The organism is Agrobacterium sp. CG160-95 (genome assembly GCF_053521725.1).
On sequence record NZ_JBNWDU010000004.1, the window covers coordinates 104,309 to 123,155 of the forward strand.

General features: G+C 60.8%; 22 protein-coding genes. 6 read left to right on the plus strand and 16 right to left on the minus strand.

Annotated features, from left to right (window positions below; translation table 11 throughout):
- Positions 1-118: 118 nt before the first annotated feature.
- Positions 119-340, plus strand: a complete 222-nt coding sequence (locus ACQZ63_RS14830; protein ID WP_013636760.1) for a hypothetical protein — start codon at positions 119-121, stop codon at positions 338-340.
- 77 nt (positions 341-417) lie between these two features.
- On the opposite strand, the gene dps is transcribed toward ACQZ63_RS14830, so the two are convergent.
- The 10 genes from dps to ACQZ63_RS14880 form a co-directional block, all read right to left on the minus strand.
- On the minus strand, positions 418-906 hold the full coding sequence (gene dps / locus ACQZ63_RS14835) for a DNA starvation/stationary phase protection protein Dps (RefSeq protein WP_003514046.1): 489 nt from the start codon (positions 904-906) through the stop codon (positions 418-420).
- Positions 907-1,031: 125 nt separating this feature from the next.
- Positions 1,032-1,790 carry an iron ABC transporter ATP-binding protein gene (locus ACQZ63_RS14840; protein WP_111783478.1) on the minus strand — a complete coding sequence of 253 codons (759 nt, stop codon included), beginning with the start codon at positions 1,788-1,790 and terminating at the stop codon, positions 1,032-1,034.
- Positions 1,787-2,755, minus strand: a complete 969-nt coding sequence (locus tag ACQZ63_RS14845) for an iron chelate uptake ABC transporter family permease subunit (RefSeq protein WP_003514044.1) — start codon at positions 2,753-2,755, stop codon at positions 1,787-1,789. The genes ACQZ63_RS14840 and ACQZ63_RS14845 overlap by 4 nt, the downstream gene beginning before the upstream one ends.
- Positions 2,748-3,713: an ABC transporter permease gene (locus tag ACQZ63_RS14850; protein WP_038492099.1), complete on the minus strand. Its 966-nt coding sequence runs from the start codon at positions 3,711-3,713 to the stop codon at positions 2,748-2,750. The genes ACQZ63_RS14845 and ACQZ63_RS14850 overlap by 8 nt, the downstream gene beginning before the upstream one ends.
- Positions 3,714-3,832: 119 nt before the next feature.
- Positions 3,833-4,771 (minus strand): siderophore ABC transporter substrate-binding protein, encoded by a 939-nt coding sequence (locus tag ACQZ63_RS14855; RefSeq protein WP_013636756.1) that lies wholly within the window; start codon positions 4,769-4,771, stop codon positions 3,833-3,835.
- A gap of 200 nt (positions 4,772-4,971) precedes the next feature.
- Positions 4,972-5,232 carry a hypothetical protein gene (locus ACQZ63_RS14860; RefSeq protein WP_003514037.1) on the minus strand — a complete coding sequence of 87 codons (261 nt, stop codon included), beginning with the start codon at positions 5,230-5,232 and terminating at the stop codon, positions 4,972-4,974.
- A 129-nt stretch (positions 5,233-5,361) separates the two neighbouring features.
- Complete coding sequence (locus tag ACQZ63_RS14865) at positions 5,362-6,879, minus strand: tripartite tricarboxylate transporter permease (RefSeq protein WP_003514036.1); 1,518 nt, start codon at positions 6,877-6,879, stop codon at positions 5,362-5,364.
- A gap of 107 nt (positions 6,880-6,986) precedes the next feature.
- Complete coding sequence (locus ACQZ63_RS14870) at positions 6,987-7,481, minus strand: tripartite tricarboxylate transporter TctB family protein (protein WP_013636754.1); 495 nt, start codon at positions 7,479-7,481, stop codon at positions 6,987-6,989.
- The gene (locus ACQZ63_RS14875) at positions 7,478-8,422 is read right to left on the minus strand and encodes a Bug family tripartite tricarboxylate transporter substrate binding protein (protein ID WP_003514032.1); all 945 of its coding nucleotides are present in this window, start codon (positions 8,420-8,422) and stop codon (positions 7,478-7,480) included. The genes ACQZ63_RS14870 and ACQZ63_RS14875 overlap by 4 nt, the downstream gene beginning before the upstream one ends.
- Before the next feature lie 252 nt (positions 8,423-8,674).
- Positions 8,675-9,754: an ABC transporter substrate-binding protein gene (locus ACQZ63_RS14880; protein ID WP_019565081.1), complete on the minus strand. Its 1,080-nt coding sequence runs from the start codon at positions 9,752-9,754 to the stop codon at positions 8,675-8,677.
- Positions 9,755-9,823: 69 nt separating this feature from the next.
- Between ACQZ63_RS14880 and ACQZ63_RS14885 the strand changes: the two genes are divergently transcribed.
- A complete protein-coding gene (locus tag ACQZ63_RS14885) occupies positions 9,824-10,504 on the plus strand; it encodes a response regulator (RefSeq protein WP_025594373.1) in 681 nt (226 codons plus the stop codon).
- Positions 10,501-11,877, plus strand: a complete 1,377-nt coding sequence (locus tag ACQZ63_RS14890; RefSeq protein ID WP_065687504.1) for a sensor histidine kinase — start codon at positions 10,501-10,503, stop codon at positions 11,875-11,877. The genes ACQZ63_RS14885 and ACQZ63_RS14890 overlap by 4 nt, the downstream gene beginning before the upstream one ends.
- 42 nt (positions 11,878-11,919) lie before the next feature.
- Here the strand turns inward: ACQZ63_RS14890 and ACQZ63_RS14895 are convergent, their stop codons facing one another.
- The 5 genes from ACQZ63_RS14895 to ACQZ63_RS14915 all read right to left on the minus strand — a co-directional run bounded on the left by ACQZ63_RS14895 (position 11,920) and on the right by ACQZ63_RS14915 (position 15,236).
- A complete protein-coding gene (locus ACQZ63_RS14895; RefSeq protein ID WP_003514020.1) occupies positions 11,920-12,249 on the minus strand; it encodes a hypothetical protein in 330 nt (109 codons plus the stop codon).
- 98 nt (positions 12,250-12,347) lie between these two features.
- Complete coding sequence (gene purU / locus ACQZ63_RS14900; protein ID WP_003514019.1) at positions 12,348-13,232, minus strand: formyltetrahydrofolate deformylase; 885 nt, start codon at positions 13,230-13,232, stop codon at positions 12,348-12,350.
- Between the two features lie 194 nt (positions 13,233-13,426).
- Positions 13,427-14,203, minus strand: a complete 777-nt coding sequence (locus ACQZ63_RS14905) for a YbaY family lipoprotein (RefSeq protein WP_013636750.1) — start codon at positions 14,201-14,203, stop codon at positions 13,427-13,429.
- Between the two features lie 154 nt (positions 14,204-14,357).
- The gene (hutX, locus tag ACQZ63_RS14910; RefSeq protein ID WP_013636749.1) at positions 14,358-14,879 is read right to left on the minus strand and encodes a heme utilization cystosolic carrier protein HutX; all 522 of its coding nucleotides are present in this window, start codon (positions 14,877-14,879) and stop codon (positions 14,358-14,360) included.
- 9 nt (positions 14,880-14,888) lie between these two features.
- Positions 14,889-15,236, minus strand: coding sequence for an antibiotic biosynthesis monooxygenase family protein (locus ACQZ63_RS14915; protein WP_003514016.1), 348 nt, complete (start codon positions 15,234-15,236; stop codon positions 14,889-14,891).
- A gap of 196 nt (positions 15,237-15,432) precedes the next feature.
- Between ACQZ63_RS14915 and ACQZ63_RS14920 the strand changes: the two genes are divergently transcribed.
- Genes ACQZ63_RS14920 through ACQZ63_RS14930 form a run of 3 tightly spaced genes read left to right on the plus strand, consistent with a single transcriptional unit; the run spans position 15,433 to position 18,190 of the window.
- Positions 15,433-16,326: a heme/hemin ABC transporter substrate-binding protein gene (locus ACQZ63_RS14920; protein ID WP_065662143.1), complete on the plus strand. Its 894-nt coding sequence runs from the start codon at positions 15,433-15,435 to the stop codon at positions 16,324-16,326.
- Positions 16,323-17,411, plus strand: coding sequence for a FecCD family ABC transporter permease (locus tag ACQZ63_RS14925; protein WP_080797800.1), 1,089 nt, complete (start codon positions 16,323-16,325; stop codon positions 17,409-17,411). Before ACQZ63_RS14920 ends, ACQZ63_RS14925 begins: the two co-directional genes overlap by 4 nt.
- Positions 17,408-18,190, plus strand: a complete 783-nt coding sequence (locus ACQZ63_RS14930; RefSeq protein WP_065702604.1) for a heme ABC transporter ATP-binding protein — start codon at positions 17,408-17,410, stop codon at positions 18,188-18,190. Before ACQZ63_RS14925 ends, ACQZ63_RS14930 begins: the two co-directional genes overlap by 4 nt.
- 71 nt (positions 18,191-18,261) lie before the next feature.
- On the opposite strand, the gene ACQZ63_RS14935 is transcribed toward ACQZ63_RS14930, so the two are convergent.
- A complete protein-coding gene (locus ACQZ63_RS14935; RefSeq protein ID WP_003514002.1) occupies positions 18,262-18,618 on the minus strand; it encodes a YbaN family protein in 357 nt (118 codons plus the stop codon).
- Positions 18,619-18,847: the final 229 nt, after the last annotated feature.

Sequence of the window (18,847 nt, forward strand, 5' to 3'; positions counted from 1 at the left end):
ATAACCTGTTTACATTTGGTTAAAATCTGATTCGACAAGTGATTCGTTCGGGTGTACAAATTTCATGTCCACAAAAAAAGAAACGATACTTGGCATGTCATCATCGGGAGGATGAGCCTTGTCGTATGCAGCTTTTGAAAGAGTCGGCGCACAATTGTCGCCCCAGCAGATCACCGATCTGCAGAATATTTTCGACGGCGTATGTTTCGAGTGCCTTCAAGATCGCTGTAGCCACGTCGCCAACGAGTGCGCGGCGGTTTTGATCCGTAGCGCCCAGCGCGGCATTCTCGATCATGAGATGTTGCGCGACATCGGTCTTGCGGTTTTACGTCGGCACTGATTGCGCCATTTCATTAAAAAAGCGCCCGGGCATCTCGGGCGCTTTCGTGTGTGTGGTGTCAGTAGCCGCGTTACGGCTCAGCTCTTTTCCTGAACGTGCGCCTCGAGGAACCACAGCGCCTTGTCGAGATCGCGCGAGGCGGCGGTGAAGATATCCGCTGTCGTCGGGTCGCCGGCCTCGTCGGAATCATCGATAGCCTTGCGGATCATGTTGGCCACGTCGCCATAACGGGCGATCAGTTCGTCCAAATGATCGTGGATCTTGTAGATATCGGTCGGATAGGCCTTGAGCTTGGTCGTCGAAGAGACGGATTGCAGGCTACCGAGCGCCGTGCCGCCAAGCTGCACCACACGTTCGGCAATGGTATCGCCGTGATTGTCGAGCTGGGCGCGGAAGGTGTCGAGAAGTTCGTGCACGGCGATGAATTGCGGACCTTTCAGGTTCCAGTGCGCCTGCTTGGTCACCAGTGCAAGGTCGATAACCGAAGCGAGCGATTCGTTCAGAATACCCATCACCGTTGATTTGGCGTTGGAAGGCAGGTCGTTCTTCGTCTTGTGCGTCTTCATCGATGTCTCCTGACGTTGCGGACGGAATGCCGTTTGGCAAAATCTCCCCCGATTAACGCCCTGGCCGGTCGCCCTGTTCCGTCGCTCGGACGGCAAAGGCAAAAAACCTCTGCAATCGTCGTATCTCACTCATAAAACAGACAGATGCGTCGACCGTCTATGTCGTTGACACTGATGGTCATGTCGTAGATTTCCCGCAGAACCTCCGGACGGATAATCTGTTCCGCCGGTCCCTGGCGGCAGATTCGGCCATCACGCATGGCGATGATGGTGTCGGAGTACCAGGAGGCGAAGTTGATGTCGTGCAGCACCAGAACCACGGTCTTCTTCAGCTCGTCGGCGGCGCGACGCATGATCTTCATCATGCTTGAGGCGTGTTTCATGTCGAGATTGTTGAGCGGCTCGTCCAGGAGCACATAGTCCGTGTCCTGACACAGAACCATTGCCACGAAGGCGCGCTGACGCTGGCCGCCGGAAAGCTCGTCGAGAAAGCGGCCGGAAAGGTTTTCGAGATGGAGATATTCCAGCGCCCGGTCGATATGGACCTTGTCCTCGATGGTGGGACGGCCCTTGGAATAGGGATAACGTCCAAAACCGACGAGATCGCGCACCGTCAGGCGTGACGAGATGTGGTTGTCTTGCCTGAGGATCGAGAGCCGTTTTGCCAGCGTGTCGGAAGGGGTCTTGGTCACATCCAGCCCGTCCACAGTCACGGTTCCCGCATCCATGGACATCAGCCGTGCCACGATGGAGAGCAGCGTGGATTTTCCCGCCCCGTTCGGCCCGATGATGGAGGTGACGCCGCCTGCCGGAATGGCGACGGAGACGCCATCGACAACAACCGTTTCGCCATAGGATTTGCTGATCTGACTGGCGATGATCATCGCGCACCCCGCTTGAGAATAAGACCGATAAAGACGATGCCGCCCAGAAATTCGATGATGATGGAAAGCGCCGTGTTGAAGGCGAAGATCCGCTCCAGCACCACCTGACCGCCAACAAGGCAGATGATGGCGATGAGGATTGCAGCCGGCAGCACATAGGCATGTTTGCCGTTGCCTGTGAGATAATGGGCCAGCGCCGCAACCAGCAGCCCGAAGAACATCACAGGGCCGACGAGTGCGGTGGAAACAGCAACGAGAACGGAGACCAGCACGAGGATGATCGTCACCGTTCGCTTGTAGTCCACGCCAAGGCTGATAGCCGTTGCGCGGCCGAGCGAAAGAACGTCGAGCGTGTGCAGGAGCCGCAACCCGATAATCGTCACCACGCCGACGATGATGGCTGATACCGCAAGAAGGGTGGGATCGATGGAATTGAAGCTGGCGAACAGCACATCCTGCAGCACCGCATACTCATTGGGGTCCAGTACGCGCTGCATGAAGCCCGAGAGGCTGCGGAAGAACACGCCGAAGACGATGCCGACCAGCACCAGAAGATGCAGGCTGCGTTCCGCGCCGACGAAAAGCCAGCGGTAGAGCAGGGCGGAGAAGGTGACGAGCAGCGCGGTTTCGGCAAGAAACTTCAGTTGCGGATCGATCATCACCACGGTTGCCGAGCCAAACACGAAGATCAGCGCCGTCTGCACCAGCACATAGAGCGAATCGAAACCCATCACCGAAGGGGTGAGAATGCGGTTGTTGGTGACCGTCTGGAACAATACCGTCGAAACGGCGATGGCATAGGCCACCAGCAAAAGCGACAGAAGCTTGATGCCGCGAAACGGCAGGATGAAGCTCCAACTGCCCTTTGCACCGAGCGTCATGAAGGCAGCCATGGAGATGAGCGCCAGTGCGAGAAGCATCAGCAGCACGAGTTTCGCGCGCCGGTCGGGATGTCTCTCATGCATGGTGGCGTTTCCGGAGCAGGAGATAGAGGAACAACGCGCTGCCGATGACGCCGACCACGGTTCCGATCGGTATCTCATAGGGCGCGCGCACCGTTCTGCCGATGATGTCGCAGGCAAGAACGAAGACCGCGCCAAGTGTCGCCACCCAGGGCACGGAACGGCGCATATTGTCGCCGATAATCAGGCTGACCACATTCGGCACGATCAGGCCAAGAAAGGGGATCATGCCCACCGTGACGACGACGACGGCACTGACCAGCGAGACGATGGTGAGGCCGAGCGCCATCACCCGGCGATAGTTCAGTCCGAGATTGGTGGTGAAGTCGCGCCCCATGCCTGCCACCGTGAAACGGTCGGCGGCGAGATAGGCGGCGATGGCGAAAACGAAGCCAATCCACAGCAATTCATAGCGGCCACGCAGCACGCCGGAAAAATCCCCGGTCATCCACGCGCCGAGCGATTGCAGCAGATCGAAACGATAGGCGAAGAAAGTGGTGACGGCAGAAATGACGCCGCCCAGCATGATGCCAATCAGCGGCACCAGCAGCACATCGCGCAGCGGCACCTGCCGTAGAATACGCAGAAAAAGTGCGGTTCCCGCCAGCGCGAAAGCGGCGGCCACCAACATCTTGCCGAAGATCGGCGTTTCCGGGGCAAGCAGGGTGACGGTGAGCAGGCCAAGGCCGGCGGATTCGGTGGTGCCAGCCGTCGAAGGCTCCACGAAGCGGTTGCGCACCAGCATCTGCATGATGAGACCGGCAATCGCCATCGAGCTTCCGGCCAGTATGAGCGCCAGCGTGCGCGGAATGCGGCTGACGAGGAGCACCCGCAGTGCATCCGCGCTCGTATCCGGCGCAAAAAGCGTCGCCAGCGAGACGTTGCTCACGCCGACGAACAGGCTGACGATGGCGAGTGTCAGCGCCAGAAGGAGGGCGAGGATGAGGGACAGGGATTTCACGTCAGTGGTTTTTCGAAAATGGTGATGACTCGCTTCGACCTCGCAGATTGCCCGGAGGACTGAACCTCTCCTTCGTCATCCTCGGGAGAAGCCCGGGGATGACGTCGCGAAGGCAGTTTTTACGACTTCTTCTCGGACACGGCCTCGTAGACCTGATCAAGCAAGGTGGTGAGCGCCGTATAACCGCTGCTGACGATATAGGCCGCCTGCGGGTCGAGATAGACGATCTGCTTTTTCTTCCAGGCGTTGGTCTGGTGGATCAGTTCGTTGTCCAGCACCTGGGCGGCGGCCTTGCCTGGGTCCGTTGCGCGGCCGATGCCGGCATCGCGGTCTATCACGAACAGCCATTCGGGATTGACCTCTGCCAGATATTCGAAGGACACGACATCGCCCCGGTCGAAGCGGTCATCGATATCAGGAGCGACCGGCTTGAAGCCGATTTCCGTGTGCAGCCAGCCGGTGCGCGAGCTTGGGCCGTAAACACCGACCTTGCCGGCATTGGTGACGAGGATCATCGCCGTGCCGGAATTCGGCGCGATGGCCTTCAGTTTTGCGACCTTCTCGTCAATGGAGGCGTCGAGCTTCTTTGCTTCTTCCTGCTTGCCGAAGATATCGCCGAGCTTGGTGATATTGGCTTTGACGCTCGCGATGAATTCCTTGGAATCGATCGACATGTCGATGGCGGGCGTGATCTTCGCAACATCGGGATATTTCGCACGCGAACGGCCGCCGACGATGACGAGATCGGCTTCTGCCGCATTGATCGCCTCGTAATCGGGTTCGAACAGCGTGCCGACCTTCAGATATTTGCCATCGGCATATTTCTGGAGATAGGTCGGCAGGTTGGAACCAAGGACACCAGCTGGCTCGACGCCCATCGCATCGAGATTGTCGAGCGAGGGGATATCCAGAACCAGAACCTTTTTCGGCGCGGCTTTCAGAACGGTCTCGCCCTGCGCGTGCTTGATCGTCATTTCCTCAGCGCCTGCGGTCATCGCGCCAAGGCTGAAGGCCGCTGCTGCCAGCAGCCGAACGGGGAAGGTGAAGTTGATGGCCACGGATATGTCCCTTGCAATATGGTTCTTGACCCTGCGGAAGCGGATCCCGCAGGCGTAACTTGATGTTCGCTGTCAGCTTTATTGGCAAGGTATGCGGAAATCAAAAATATGTTTTAGAATGGTTCTGAATTGCCGTGAGCGGGAAATGTGTGTGGTACCGGAAGCAGACCCCGGAGCCACATCAGGGGCCGTATCTTCTTTCAATTCGGCGGCCAGTCGCCGACGATCTCGCGTCTTTCCAGTTTCAGCGACCGGTCAGGCTGGATGCGGTAGGTTTCAATCGCCAGCCGGCCGTCGCCCATGACGAATTCGTGGCTGAGCGTGCTGCCGATGGGTGACTTGGTCAATTTGGTGTGGGGTTGTCCGCCATAGGTGATGCTGCCCGGAATGGGTTGCACGTCGGGTGCCGCGGTGGCGCAGCCGGCAAGGCCCAGAACCAGCATGATCGCGATCTTGCGCATGTTTTTCTCCTGCGTTGGACAGGAATACTACCACGGCCGTGCCTGAGTCACACATCCCGTTGCCGTGAATAAAAAGGGCCCCGCATCCGGAAGGAGACGGGGCCAGTTGCCTTGGGAGGCTGTTTGTTATCAGTCCTCGTTGGCGGCAAGCTGCGTCAGCACCTCGCCGCGGCCGCGGATGCGCATGATGAGCGGGACGATGAAGGCGGCGGCTGCGACAAGGAACAGGCCGACGGCAATCGGTGAGGTGAGCAGCACGGTCGGGTCGCCCTGGCCGATGGCGAGTGCACGGCGAAGCTGCTGTTCGGCAAGCGGCCCGAGGATGAGGCCGACCACGGCAGGCGCGATCGGATAACCGAAGATGCGCATGATGTAACCAAGGATACCGAAGGCGAGCAGCATGCCGAGTTCGAACACGGACGGGTTGGCGCCGATGGTGCCGAGCGTCGCAAACAGCAGGATGCCGGCATAGAGCCAGGGTTTCGGGATGGTCAGCAGCTTCACCCACAGGCCGATGAGCGGCAGATTGAGCACCAGCAGCATCAGGTTGGCGATGAACAGGCTGGCGATAAGGCCCCAGACCAGCTGCGGATTGGTGGCAAACAGCAGCGGGCCAGGCTGAAGACCGAACTGCTGGAAACCGGCAAGCATGATGGCAGCGGTTGCCGTCGTCGGCAGGCCGAGCGTCAGGAGGGGCACGAGCGTACCGGCAGCGGACGCGTTGTTGGCGGCTTCCGGACCGGCAACCCCTTCGATAGCGCCGTGGCCGAATTCTTCCGGATGTTTGCTGAGCCGCTTTTCGGTGGCATAGGAAAGGAAGGTGCCGATTTCAGCACCACCGGCAGGCATGGCGCCAATCGGGAAACCGATCAATGTGCCGCGCAACCAGGGTTTCCAGGAACGCGCCCAGTCCTGCGCACTCATCCAGACCGAACCCTTGACCGCTTCGACCTTCTCGTCGCCACTCTGGCCCTGCGCAACGATGAACAGCGTCTCGCCGATGGCGAACATGGCCACCGCAAGCGTCGTCACTTCCACGCCGTCGAGAAGGTCGGGAATGCCGAAGCTCATGCGGGTCTGGCCGGTCAACTGGTCGATACCGACGATGGCGAGCGCGAAGCCGATGAACAGCGAGGTAAGGCCGCGCAGTGCCGAATCTCCGAAAGCCGAGGAGACGGTGACAAAAGCGAGCACCATCAGCGCGAAATATTCGCGCGGGCCGAAAACCAGCGCCAGCTTGACGATATAGGGTGCAACAAAGGCGAGAGCGACGGTGGCGATGAGACCAGCGACGAAGGAGCCGATGGCGGCGGTGGCAAGTGCCGGACCGCCGCGGCCCGCACGGGCCATCTTGTTGCCTTCGAGCGCAGTAACGATCGATGCGCTTTCGCCCGGCGTGTTGAGCAGGATCGAGGTGGTCGATCCGCCATACATGCCGCCATAATAGATGCCGGCGAACATGATGAGCGAACCGGCGGGATCAAGCCGGTATGTAACGGGCAGAAGCAGAGCGACCGTCAGCGCCGGCCCGATGCCGGGCAGAACGCCGACGGCAGTGCCGAGTGTCACGCCGATCAGCGCATAGAGCAGGTTCATGGGTTGGGCAGCAACCTCAAGACCGTGCAGCAGGAATTCAAACGTACTCATGGACAGATGTCCCCCAAGTCGAGCAGATGGGCGGGCGGAACGGCTGGCGTTTGCGTCATCGCGCGCCGGCGGTTTCCTGTGATCTCGAATTTTGGTCGGAATGGCTGTTAGAACAACAGCCGCTCCAGAGGCCCGGCAGGCAGAGAAAGTTGCAGCAGCCGCGCAAAGATGATCCAGATGACGAAGCTCAGAGCGATGCCGATGGGGATCGAATACCAGAGCTTGCGTTTGCCGAAGGCGCGCGCCGTAAACGCAAACAGGAGACCGGTGGCGATGGAGAAACCGGCGACGTTCAGCAACAGCATCTGCGCGGCAAGGCCGGCGACGACCCATATGACCGGGGCGACTTCCTGTTTGTCCCGTTCAGGAAAATCACCGCGCCAGGCTTCGATGGCCGTCCAGAGCGCAAGGCCGACAAGACAGAAGGCGATGGCGTAGGGGACCGTTGCCGGACCGACCGGCGAGTAGCCGGTGACGCTGGCGAGACGCGCACTGTCCCAGAAGATCACGCAGGCGATAAGGACGAGGGCTACGGCGATCGCCAGCGCCGCCCAGTCAGGGCGGCGCTCTTGATGTTGTGAAGGGTTGGAACCCTGGCTCATTTTACCAGTCCGATTTCTTTGAGGATGGCGGCGGTGGCGTCGGTGTCCTTGGCAAGCTGCGCCTTGAACTCGTCACCGGAAAGATAGGTATCCATCCAGCTCTTGGTCTTCAGCGTTTCCTGCCACTTTGCGGATTTCGCCAGCTTCTCGATATCGGCGCTGACTGCCTTTTCCTGTTCCGGCGTCAGGCCGGGAGGAGCAGCGACCATGCGCCAGTTCTGCACGACGACGTCGAGGCCGCTTTCCTTGAGCGTCGGCGCGTCAACGCCTTCCAGCTTCTCTTCGCTGGAAACGGCCAGCAGGCGCAGCGTGCCCGCCTTGACCTGGCTTTCGAATTCGCCGTAGCTCGAAATGCCGGCTGTTACCTGCGAGCCGAGGATCGAGGCAAGCGCTTCGCCGCCGCCGGAATAGGCGATGTAGTTGATCTTGGTCGGATCGACGCCGGCCGCCTTGGCGATCAGGCCAACAGCGATATGATCGGTGCCGCCGGCCGAGCCGCCGCCCCAGGACACGCTGCCCGGATCTTTTTTGAGCTGGTCGACGAGGTCGCCGATGGTTTTCAGCGGCGAAGATGCCGGAACGACGATTGCTTCATATTCACCGGTCAGGCGGGCGATTGGCGTCACTTCCTTGAGGGTGACGGGCGCCTTGTTGGTGAGGATCGCGCCGACCATCACGTAACCGCCGACGATGAGGGCGTTCGGGTTACCCTTCTGCTGGCTGGCGAACTGTGCAAGACCGATGGTGCCGCCGGCACCTGGCACGTTCTGCACCTGAACGCTCTTGGAAATGCCTTCTTCCTGCAGCACGGTCTGCAGGGAACGCGCGGTCTGGTCCCAGCCGCCGCCGGGATTGGCCGGCGCGATGATGGTGTAGTCCGCTGCGACCGCCGGAAGCGCGATCACGCCTGCCAGAAATGTGCCGATAAGAAAATGTTTCACTTAGAAAACCCTCCTCAGGATGCCCTTTTTGGGCGTCGTTTTTCGTTTATGCGGAAGGGAGTTTCAGGCCGTGCTTATCCTGACGCTGCCAGGGCAGCGCGGAGCTCTACGGTCCTCAAGATTTCCTCCCGCATCTTCTTCCGCCTCCACGGAATGAAGAAGGATTGCAGAGCATCATAAAAAGCTGTCATCTAACTGACGCACCGCAAGTCCTTGCGCATTTACTCTCTATTAATTTGTGCTTGCCGTCTACTATTGCGAGCGTAGCGCCTCGTTCCACCGCTCGATCAGGCGGCTGCGCTTGACCTGATCCAGATAGACCATCAGGCCCGGGCTGACGGGCACGGGGCGCAATTGTGCGCCGTGGATCGCCTGCATGGTGTTGGCGGTATTTTCGCCCGCCACGTCAGGGCTGACGGCGGGGATCTGCAATTGCCGGGCCATGATCGTCTGGCCCTCCTTGGACATGAAGAATTCGAGATAGCGGCGGCCGAGCGCCGGGTTGGCGGCGGCTTCCGGCACCAGCCCGATGCGCGACATGACCACGGTATAGTCCTTGGGCAGAACGATGCCGACATCGGGATGGCGCGAGGCCCAGTCGGCCGCGTAGGAACCGAGAATATTGTAGCCCAGCACGAAGCGCCCGTCGGAGACACGCTCCAGAATGGCGGATGACGTGGAATAGACCTTCACGCCGGCCGCGCCCATAGCCTTGATGACGCTCCATATATCGCCGAACTGCTCCTGATCGCGCGACATGAACAGGAAGCCGACGCCGGAGCGCTCAATGTCGTAGGTAGCGATGCGGCCATGCACTTCCTTGGCGTGGCGCTCAAGATAATCGACGAATTCGGCACGGGTGGCGGGCGGCTTTTCGGTGGTGAAGCTCGGCTTGTGATACACGAACACCGCCGGCTCGAAGGTCAGCGCATAGGCGGTGTTGCGCCAGTTGGCCCAGGTGGGCCAGCGCGCGCTCATGGCAAGGTCGGAGCGCTGGGCGTAACCGTCATTGCTCAACTTCACCTGCAAATCCATGGCGGATGAAAAGGCGAAATCGGCGGTCTTTTTGCCCGCATCGGTTTCTTTCACGATGCGATCATAGATTTCGCCGGTCAGCATGTCCTCGTAATGGACGGCGATATCGGGGTTGGCCTTCTGGAAACCCTCTATCATCGGCGTGGCCAGCGGTTCGTCCAGCGAGGAATAAACCACCAGCGTTTCCGCATCCGCCTTGCCTGATGGTGCAGGGAAAACGGCGACTTGTGCAAGCGCCGGTGAGGCCATGCAAAGACAGAGACAGAGAAAAACGGCGATACGCATGGAAAAGATCATGCCGCACGCGCTTGCCATTCACAAGCGCCAAGGGCTTGGATAAGCTCGGCAATGTTGCGGGAGGAAGAATTGCGTATTTTGCTGGTCGAGGACAATCAGGTGCTGTCGGAAGGGCTGTGTGCGCTTCTGCGCGGCAGCGGTTATGCGGTGGATGTCGTTTCAGACGGCGCTTCCGCCGACGCGGCGATTGCGGCGGAAAATTTCGATCTCGTCATTCTCGACCTCAACCTGCCGGAAATGGACGGCATCGAGGTGCTGCGCTCCATGCGCTCGCGCCAGGACAAGGCGGCGGTGCTGATCCTGACGGCGCGTGGCACGCCGGAGGAGAAGGTCAAGGGGCTCGATCTCGGCGCCGACGACTACATGATCAAGCCCTTCGACATCACCGAATTTGAGGCGAGGGTGCGGGTGCTGCTGCGTCGCAATGCCGGCCTGCGCTCTTCTACGCTCGGCTTCGGCAAAGTCCTGTTCGACCTCACATCCCGCACCTTTTCAGCCGATGGGCGCCCGCTCGATATTCCGGCGCGTGAAGTGGCGCTGCTCGAGGTGCTGTTCATGCGGGCGGGCAAGGTGGTTGCCAAGGAGGCGATCGTGCAATCGCTGACCGGTTTCGACGACGAGATATCAGGCAACGCCATCGAGCAATATGTCAGCCGGCTGCGCAAGCGGCTTGCCCCCCACGGGCTGACGGTGAAGACGGCGCGTGGCATCGGCTATTATCTGGAAAAGCTGCCGGAGATGGCTGAATGAGACAGGCCGCCTATTCGCTCAGGCGGCGTCTTTTAGGCTGGCTTCTCATCTCCACCGCCATCATCGGCTGCGTTGCGCTCACTGATACCTGGCGCGAGGCGGTCAATACGGCCAATGTCGTCTCCGACCGGGTGCTGTCAGGTTCCGCGCTTGCGATTGCCGAGCGGGTGGTGGTGGCCGAAGACGGCTCGCTGGAGGTCGATATTCCCTATGTCGCGCTGGAAATGCTGACATCAGCGGCGCAGGACCGGGTGTTTTACCGTGTCGACGGGCCAAACGGGCAATTTCTCACCGGTTACCAGAACCTGCCGACGGTGGAGAATCCGGCCGGAGAAACGCCTGCCTATCGCGATGCAGTGTTTCGTGACGAGCCGATCCGCATCGCCGCGATCCGCCGTTTTGCCTCCACCGGCATCAATTCCGTGCCCTTTTCCGTGACGGTGGCTGAAACGACGATCGCCCGCAGCCAGCTTGCGCAAGCCATCATCCTGCGCTCGGCCTTGCGCCTGCTGTTCATGATCGTGGGCGCGGCGATCATTGTCTGGATCGCGGTGACGATTTCGCTCCGGCCGCTTTACCGGCTCAGCGAAGCGATTGCCGAGCGCAGCCCCAACGACCTGCATCCAATCCGGCAATCCGTGCCGGTGGAGGTGGAAAATCTGGTGGAAACGGTCAATTCCTTCATGGTGCGGCTGCAATCGGCGCTCGATGCGCTCAGGCATTTCACCGGTAATGCCAGCCATCAATTGCGCACGCCCCTTGCCATCATCAGCACCCAGCTTGCGCTTTCCGCCCGCGCCGCAAGTCTCGAAGACGCCCAGGCGGCGGCCCGCAAGGGCGGCGCTTCGGTGGCCCATGCCGAACACATCCTCGCCCAACTGCTACGCATGGCCAATATCGATGCCGCCGGTTCGAGCGAAAAACACGATTTTTCCGAGATCGACCTCGTGGCGGTGGCGCAAAACGTGACGGCAGATTTCGTGCCACGCGCGGCCGACGCCGGCATCGATCTCGGTTTCGAAGGCGAGGGCGAAGCGACAATTCTCGCCGAGCCGCTCCTTATCGGTGAACTGATCGGCAATCTCGTTTCCAATGCCATCAACTACGCGGGGCGTGGTGCGGAAGTCACCGTGCGCGTCGGCAGGCAAGCGGGTGCCGTCTGGCTGGAAGTGGAAGATAACGGCCCCGGCATACCCACGGAAAAACGCGCCATGGTGCGCCAGCGCTTCGCCCGCGGCGAAGCCAACGCCGCCCCCGGCGCCGGCCTCGGCCTTGCGATCATCGAGGAGATCGCCGGGCTGTTCGGCGGGCGACTGACGCTGGAGGACGGCGCGGGAGGGCGGGGCTTAAGGGCCCGGGTAGAGTTTTCCTGAAGCTGCACTGCTGCGCCGTCCCCTTGGATGAGACTCGCAGTCCTATTCGTTCATCTTGTCGATAATCTGCATCATGATGTCAGCGCAGGCCTTCATCGGCTCGTCATCGGCACATTTGACGTCGATTTTGCGCTCGCCGTCTTCAATCCTGAAATGCGCTGCCTTGGAGGGCGGGGGTGGCATTCTCTTGCCATGCGGGCCGTCCCGCCAGCCTGCTTCCCTCGGACCACCAGGGCCGGGCGGAGGAGGTGGCGGCGGCGCATCCGCCCTTGAACCAGCGTCCGCTGGTCCCGGCGGTGGTGGCGGCTGCTGGGCGAAGCTGGACCCCGCCGCGATGAGAAACGCGGCGCCGGCAATGACGAGTTTTTTCATGTGAGAGACCTCGCTGTTGGGCTACAGTGAAGAAACGGTCACATGGGATGCTCGGTTGCCGGTCGGTAAAAATAATTCCACGTTGTTTTCGTGGCGTATTAGCCCATCCGTTCCGAAGCGTAGCTGCCCGGGCTTGGCGGGAAGACTACGGTGCGGTTGCCGTTGATGAAGGTGCGGTGGTGGATGTGGGCATGGATGGCGCGGGCCAGTACCTGGCTTTCCACATCACGGCCAAGAGAGACGTAGTCTTCGGCAGATTGGGCATGGGTGACGCGCACCGTGTCCTGCTCGATGATCGGGCCTTCGTCCAGATCGGCGGTGACGTAATGGGCTGTCGCGCCGATCAGCTTTACGCCGCGGTCATACGCCTGCTTGTAGGGGTTGGCACCCTTGAAGGATGGCAGGAAGGAGTGGTGGATGTTGATGATACGGCCCGACATCTTGCGGCACATGTTATCGGACAGCACCTGCATGTAACGCGCCAGCACCACCAGTTCGGTGCCGCTGGTCTCGATCAGGTCCATCAGCTGCGCTTCGGCCTGCGGCTTGTTTTCCTTCGTTACCTTGATGTGGTGGAAGGGAATATCGTGGTTGACCACCACTTTCTGATATTCGAAATGGTTGGAGACGACGCCGACGATATCGATCGGCAGCGCGCCGATCTTCCAGCGGTAGAGCAGATCGTTGAGGCAATGGCCGAAGCGGGACACCATCAGAAGTGTTTTCATGCGCTGGCCGTCGCTATAGATGCGGGCTTCCATGCCGAATTTTTCCGCCACCGGCTGAAAGCCCTCGGTGATGGCCTGCATCGTCGCGCCCTCTTCGGAAATGAAGGAAACGCGCATGAAGAACTTGCCGGTCTCGAGGTCGTCAAACTGCGAACTGTCGACGATGTTGCAGCCCTTTTCCGCCAGATAACCGGAAATCGCGGCGACGATGCCGCGGGTCGATTTGCAGGCTACTGTCAGAACATAGGTTGTCATTCGTTTTCCCTCAAAGACTTTGAACCGGCGCAGTTGGCGCGTTCCATAGCGCAGCTCTGTGGCGGAGCAAAGCGCCAAGACGAGTGCAGCAAAGTCATAAGACGGGAAAAGGGGCCGCGCCGTGCCGGAAGCGACATGGAATGTTCCACGGCCAGCACGGCGGCGGCAGGCGTTGCCGCCTGCCGTTACCGCTCTCAGGCGCGGCGCAGGCGCATGGCCGGGCGGCCGCGACCGTCGATCAGCTCCAGCGAGCCGCGGCGCGGTTCGAGCCGGAAGGAGCGGGCGCCTTCAAGCGCTTCGATGAACTGCCTTTCCTGGCGCATGATGTCAGGAGCGCAGGCCATCTGGGTGGAAATCATCCGGCCGAAATCGACGCGGTTGCGGCTTATCTTCACCTCGCCGCCGATGCCGTTGCAGCCGGCATTGCCGGAAACGCGGCCCTCGCGGGAAATTTCCAGCGTTGCCTCGCGGCGGCCGCGAACCCTTTCGCCTCGGATTTCCTGCACCAGCCAGCGCCCCTCAATGCCAGCCTGCGGCTCCGGCCTGCCTGGAGCCGCCGCCACCCGTTCCAGAACGAGATCGGTGTCGTCACGCCCACCGGCCAGAACCGAGTAACGGCGCGTTGTGGTGAAGAGCAGCCGGTCGCCCTCGCGGATTTCGGCGCTGAGCGCATAGGAGCGGCGGCCACGGATGTCGCGGTCGTCATAACGCAAAACGAAGGGTACCGGCACCTGCCCACGCGGGCGTATGGTGGTTTCGGCGATCGTCTGCGAGGGCGCGTCCGCCAGCGAGACATCGATGAGGCGCACCGTAACAGTCGCGCCCGGCGGCAGGGCGATCCGCTCGCGATAGGAAACGCTGCCGCGCAGGCTTGCGGGTGCGGCAGCCGCACCGCCCGCTGCAAAAAGCGGTGCAAGCGCGAGGAGCCCTGCGAAATTCCGGCGCGAAAGAAGTGGCTGGCGGTCGTTCATGGTGCTTGCCCCGTGCTGCTGATCGAATTTCAGCGGATGATAAAAAACGGCACTGAACGGGCGATGAACCGGTGAATGTTTCCTCACGAGTGGGGCTGAGCCATCGCGGATTGATGAGGAAGGAGGGAGGCCACACCAGCAGCCTCCCATTCACTTAGCCACGGAAACTGTCCCGCAGCGCTTCGAACTTGGCCAGCTGATCGCCACGCAGTTCCTTGTTTTCGTCGCGACGGACGAAAATCTTGAACATGGCGCCGCCGGCGGCATTCATGAACCAGACGGAACAGGAGCGTCGGCCATGAAAGCCGCGATCGACGAAGGTGATGCCAGTGCAATTGTCCTTCTTGATGTGGCCGCCGATGGGGCTGTCCCCGTGGATGTTGAACCAGCCGTGGCTTTCGCTGCCCTCCGGCAGGTCGCCCGGCACTTCCAGCACGATATCGCCGGTCTGGACGATCATCAGGACTTCGCCCCAGCCGCGCATCTCGTTCCAGATCGCGTCGAACTGATCGGAACCAGCCGAAACGGCCGCACCTTGCGGCAGGATCGCCAGAATTTCGGCTGATGTCACCTCTGCCTTGGCGGCAATGGCTTCCACGATGCCGTCAGGCTTTTCGGCAAGTGCTGCGGCAGCGCGGGCCTGCCGGTCATCGGTCTTTTGGGCTGCAATGCTCATCGGCGAGCCTCAGGCGGCAATCGAACGGCGTTCGCCATTCTTGTCTTCGTGGATGATGACGTCAAAACCTTCGAAATGCGGGCCGGAAAGATATTCGACCTTGCCACGGTTCTCACCGGCCTTGGCATGGGCGGCACGGAACTGTTCGGATTTGGTCCAGCTCAGGAAATCGTCCTTGGTGGCCCAGACGGTGTGCGAGGCATAAAGCGTGTGGTCATCCGCCTTCGGGCCTTTCAGCATGTGAAATTCGATATAGCCCGGCAGCTCGCTCAGGTGCGATTTACGCTCGCGCCAGATGGATTCAAAAGTATCCTCATAGCCCGGTACGACGCGAAAACGGTTCATTGCGATAAACATGGAAGTCTCCCTTTAAGTTTACAGTTGCAGTCAGGATATCCAGCCGAAGCGTGGATGGAAAGAGGCTGACGATAAAGCGAACAATTTTACTCCACTTATCGATTGCGCCTTCTATAAACATGTGCAAATAACTCAAGTTAAATAAGATGGGCAATCCCGTATCCGCCCGTGCCAGCTTGTGTTTCAGGATAGCGTCATGTTGAATTTAAGCCTTCGCTCGTTCGTTTTCGCCGCCCTCGTGCCCGCCGTCATCGCCGTTGCCGCGCCCGGAGCTAGAGCTTCGGACAAGGGCAATCCGGAGGCGAAACGCATCGTTGCAGTCGGCGGCACGGTAACGGAAATCCTTTATGCGCTTGGCGCGAGCGACCGCATCGTTGCGCGTGACAGCACCAGCAGCTATCCGGCGGACGTGCTGTCCAAGCCCGATATCGGCTATATGCGGGCGCTCTCGTCGGAGGGCATTCTGTCGCAGAAGCCCGATCTCATCCTGTCTGAAGACGGGTCCGGCCCGGCGGATGTCGTTGCCATCCTCAAGGCCAGTGCGGTGCCTTTCATCACCGTCGATACCCCGCCGAGCGGCGACGCCATCCCCAGGAAGATCGAAGATGTCGGTGCGGCAGTTGGTCTTGCCGACAAGGCAAAGGCATTGGCCGCGGAAACCAAAGCCGGGCTTGATGTGCTCGCCAAGGACGTCTCAGCCGTGCCGGAAAAGAACAGGAAGCGTGTGCTCTTCGTGCTCTCCAGCGCCGGCGGTCGCATCATGGCGGCGGGCAAGGGCACCGAAGCGGCGGCGATCATCGAAATGGCCGGCGGCATCAATGCCGCGCAGGAAATCAGCGGGTACAAGCCGTTGACGGATGAGGCGGTCATCGCCTCCGCGCCCGATGTGGTTCTGACCATGGCGCGCGGCGACCATGCCGGCAAGGCGGATGAGATTTTCGCGCTGCCCGCGTTCCAGTCCACGCCGGCTGCTGCGGAGAAGGCGCTGATCAGCATGGACGGGCTTTACCTCATCGGTTTTGGCCCGCGCACGCCCGCCGCCGGTCGTGAACTGGCGCACAAGCTCTACCCTGATGTGGTGAAGCCGTGAGCCTTGCTGCCTTGAGTTCCACGGAGGGCAGGGTTGCCGGTGACAGATCCCGTCAGGGGGTCGTTACCCTTGCCGTGCTCGTTGGCATCCTGCTGTTTGCCTGCGGCGTGTCGCTCGTCAGCGGGCCCACGGGTGTGGGCATTTCCGAACTCTGGGCCTATCTGACTGGCAGCGCGGATCAACTCGATGCGCGTGATAAAGTCATTCTCGAGGCGGTGCGACTGCCGCGCACGGCGCTCGGCATGTTGATCGGTGCTGGGCTTGGCGTCTCGGGCGCCATGATGCAGGGTCTTTTCCGCAATCCGCTGGCCGATCCCGGCATTGTCGGTGTCACCTCGGGTGCAGCACTTTTTGCGGTTGCGGCCATTTCTCTTGGGGAAGGTGCGCTTGCAACCGTCGCCGTATTTTTCGGCCCGCATTTTCTGCCGCTGATGGCGTTTTTCGGCGGGCTTTTGAACACCTGGCTGCTTTACGTCATTGCCACAAGGGATGGCGCCACCTCCACGACGACGCTTATTCTGGCCGGCATTGCGGTTGCGGCGATCAGCGGTGCGCTGACCGGCCTGATGATTTTTGTTGCCGATGACCGGGCGCTTCGCGACATCACCTTCTGGTCTCTCGGTTCGCTTGGTGGGGCCACCCCTGCCAAGGTTCTCGCCACCTTGCCCTTCATCATCGTCGTGCTTGCCATCATTCCATTTGTCGCAAGGGGGCTGGATGCGCTGATCCTTGGCGATGCGGCGGCCTTTCACATGGGCATTCCCGTGCAGCGGCTGAAGCGAGTCGTCATTCTGGCCGTTGCCGCTGCCTGCGGGGCAAGCGTGGCGGCTGCCGGCTCCATCGGTTTTGTCGGTATCGTCGTGCCGCATCTGCTGCGGCTTGCCATTGGCCCATCTCACCGCTTCCTGCTGCCGGCCTCTGCACTTGGCGGGGCCGCACTTCTGCTTCTCGCCGACAGTTTTGCCCGCACGGTTGCGGCACCGGCGGAACTGCCCATCGGCGTGGTCACCGCGCTGATCGGCGCGCCGGTCTTCCTGTTCCTGCTGCTTGGCCGCGGCGGATTTTCCATGCGGAACATGTCATGATCCAGGCCGAAAACCTCACCCTCATCCGCTCCGGCCGCCGTCTGCTCGACGAGGTCTGCGTCGATCTGAAGCCCGGCAAGGTCAATGTCATTATCGGTCCGAACGGTGCCGGCAAATCGACGCTGATGAAGGTTCTGTCCGGCGAGATGCGTGCCGAGGCCGGTTCAGTGACCTATAACGATGTTGCCCTGCCGTTGTTTACGCCGGTTCAGCTTGCGCGCATCCGTGCCGTGCTGCCGCAGAATACCCAGCTTGCCTTTCCTTTCACCGCGCTCGAAATCGTGCGCATGGGCGCTGTCGCGCAAGGGTCGCGCGCGCCGGAAGAGCAGGCCCGCCGGGCGCTCGCCAGGGCCGGGCTTCGCGGGTTCGAGCAGCGCTCCTACAACATGCTGTCTGGCGGCGAGCAGCAGCGCGTGCAATTTGCCCGCGCTCTCGCCCAGGTGCCCTATCCCGTGGAAAACGGCGAGGTGCGGGCTCTCTTTCTCGATGAGCCGACGGCCAGTCTCGATATCGGCCACCAGATCGCGGTGCTGGAAACGGCGCGGGATTTCGCTATTGGCGGCGGTCTCGTGCTTGCCATCCTGCACGACCTCAACCTTGCGGCAGAATTTGCCGATCAACTTATCGTCATGCATGGCGGCCGGGTAACGGCGAGCGGTCCATCGCTGGACACGATCAGCGACGAGACGATTGCAAGGGTCTATGGCATTGGCGGCGTCGTCGGACGTCTGCCGGCGCGGCATATTCCTTATGTGCTGCCGCAGTCGAGGCATCGCTAGAGTATTTCCAGGAAAAGTGGAACCCGGTTTTCCGTCAGGAAATGCGACAAGGCTCTAAAGGTGATGTCGCCTCAGCTTTCCGGCCGGGTGACGATGAATAGTGCAGAGCCGAGCATGACGGCGGCAACGATTGCCGCGCGCAGAGCCGGCGGGTCGCTCAGGAACCAGAAGGCGGCATAACTCGCACACATGGCCGACAGGGCCGCAATCTTTGCCTTGCGGGCAATTGCGCCGCGTTCGCGCCATTGCCGAAGCGACGGGCCGAATCGGGGGTGGGTCAGAAGCCACGCCTCGAGTTTCGGTGAGGAGCGGGAAAAGCACCAAAGCGCCAGCAGCAGAAATGGCGTGGTGGGCAAAACGGGAAGAAACGCGCCGACGATGCCGGTCGCGACCATAAGCCAGCCAAGACAGAGGTACAGAAGGCGCATGGATATGCCGGTATCATGAGTTCTCTACTCAGGATAGAGCGGCGGGGCGAAATGTAAGGGCCATTTTGACCGGAAAGCCCGCATGTCCAGGTCATGCGCCAACTGTTTCGCCATCACATTTGCCGTGATCGGGCGGTTTCCCCTGCTCCTTAATCCGTCTTTAGGGTTGAAAGCACGGCACTCTGTCTTTATCCCCTTGGTCCGCAATGTCCGGAGCACAACCGGACGA